This window comes from Saccharopolyspora sp. (assembly GCF_017434145.1).
GTDB lineage: Bacteria > Actinomycetota > Actinomycetes > Mycobacteriales > Pseudonocardiaceae > Saccharopolyspora_C > Saccharopolyspora_C galaxeae.
On sequence record NZ_JAFRFW010000017.1, the window covers coordinates 1 to 2267 of the forward strand.

General features: G+C 73.0%; 2 protein-coding genes. Both read left to right on the forward strand.

The genetic code is table 11. The features are described 5' to 3' along the window. The coding region (locus tag IJH84_RS00405; protein ID WP_295138823.1) for a diguanylate cyclase at window positions 1-1608 on the forward strand (1608 nt) is incomplete at its 5' end. 425 nt (window positions 1609-2033) lie between these two features. Next, window positions 2034-2267, forward strand: a 234-nt coding sequence (locus tag IJH84_RS00410) for an NTP transferase domain-containing protein (protein ID WP_295138826.1), incomplete at its 3' end; no start/stop codon positions are given.

The following is a 2267-nucleotide window of genomic DNA, read 5'->3' on the forward strand; positions in this document are numbered from 1 at the left end:
CTGCTCGCCGAGGCGCAGCGCCGCGGCGAACCGCGCATCGTCGCCCAGCTGCTCCGGCACTGCGCCGCGATGCGGCTGTCCACCCCCGGCCTCGCGCACGGCGCGGACCCGCTGCTGGACGAACTGCTCACGCACAGCCGCAGGCACGGCCTGCTGGTGCTGGAAGCGGACGCGCGGGCGCTGCGCGGCAGGCGGCAGCTGCTGGCCAGCGGTGAGGACAACGCGATCAGCGAGGTCGCGTGGGGCCTGGCGATGCTGGAGGACGAACTCGTACCGGACACCGCGCTGGGGCGGCGGTCCTGGGACCGGCTGCTGGCGACCGCGCTGATCGACCTCGGTTACGTGCTCACCCAGCTCGGCGTCTACGAGATGGCCGAGGTCGTCATGGGCCGCGCGCACCACCGCATCCGGGAGAGCGGCGGGCCGCACGAGATCGCGGTGCACATGATGAACCGCTGCCGGATGCTGCTGGGCTGGGGACTGCGGCTGGAGCGCATCGGCGAGGACGACGAGGCCGGTGAGCGGTTCGCCACCGCCTCCGCGCTGGCCTACGCGGTGGAAGGCCCGTGGCAGGAGTCGTTGTTCCCGCGGCTGCCGGACCGCACCGCGTGGGACCAGATCCCGCTGCTCGGCGCCGCGCACGCGCTCGCGCAACCCGGTCCGGAGCACATCGAGCGGTTGCAGCGGTTGCGCTCGCTGGACCGCGCGATCCACCCGCGGGAGAAGATCATCGTGGCGATCGCGCTGTCCCGCTGCCTGATGTCGGCCGATCGGCGCGCGGAGGCCGTGTCGGTGCTCGCCCCGTCCAGGTCGGCGGGGCAGGACTCCCGCTCGCACGTCACGACCGACACCTCCGACCCGACGCTGCGGATCTCGCTGGCCAGGGAGTACGCCCGGCTGGTCGAGATCGACGAGCCGATCAGCGACGCGCTGGGCGAGTACGTGCTCGAGCTGGAGACCGAGCTGTGGACGATGCGGGAGGCGCGGTACTCGACGCTTTCCAGCCGGTTGGAGAACGCGCGGCTGAACCTGCGCCACGACGCGATCACGCAGCAGGCGCTGCAGGACCCGCTGACCGGGTTGTCCAACCGCCGGGCGCTGGACGACCGGCTGGACTCGCTGCTGGGCAGCGCGGAGGCGCAGCCGCTGTCGATCGCGCTGGTCGACCTGGACGGGTTCAAGGAGGTCAACGACCGCTGCTCGCACGCCGAAGGCGACGACGTGCTGCGCGTCGTCGCGACCACGTTGCGGGACACGCTGCGGGTGGACGACTTCGTGTCCCGCTACGGCGGCGACGAGTTCGTCGTGCTGCTGCCCGTCGTGGCGCTCACGGACGCGGAATCCGCGTTGCAGCGCACGGTCGAGGCGATCGCCCGGTTGCCGAAGGCCCTTTCGCGCGGGGTGACGTTGTCGATCGGCGTGGTCGCGATGCGCGCGCAGGAGTCCGGCGCCCAGGTGCTGGCCCGCGCGGACGCGGCGATGTACCAGGCCAAGCGCGGCGGCGGGAACCAGGTCGCGACGTTCGCGGCGGCCGAGGAGGCGCAGTACCCGGCGGGGCCGAGCGGCCCGCGCGAGCAGGAGACCTGGATCCCTCCGCAACCGCACTGAGCGCGGGTGCGTCCCAGCCGCCACACGGCGGCTTCGTCGGAAATCACCCCGATCGCGCTATTGCGTCCGCGGCTCGCACGCTCGGTGATCAACCTGATGCCTTCTCCGCACATTTACCGCTATTCCGGCGCCGCCATCCGCCTGCGGTGGCCGCGCGCCGCAGCAGCTACGCGTCCGATCACGAATACCCAGTTGAGACGGGCCATGGCGACGGGGCCGGACCTTGCGGGGGAGGTATCATCGGCTTCCGCCGGAACGAGCGGACGGGGCACCCGGCCCGACCCGGAGTCGATCCGGTTACCCTTCACCCGCTTGGACGCCATCAGCAGTCGGCCAGCGGCGCCATAGCGCACCGTGGCCGCACCGAACAGGGCGACTCCGGCGTATCGGCGTCGAACCCGCTTGAGACCCGAGGGAGTGCGTTGATGCCCCAGGGCGCGAACGCCCGGCCCGCCCCCGACAGCACGTCCGGCGCGGCTGCTTCCGGCTCCCCCGGTGGCGGCTCCCCCGGTGGCTGGTCCCCGGACGACGCCCGGGTGCACGCGATCGTGCTGGCCGCGGGCGAAGGCACCCGGATGCGTTCGGCCACGCCGAAGGTCCTGCACCGGCTCGCCGGCCGCCCGCTGGTGGAACACGCGGTGCGCGCCGCGGCGGGCACC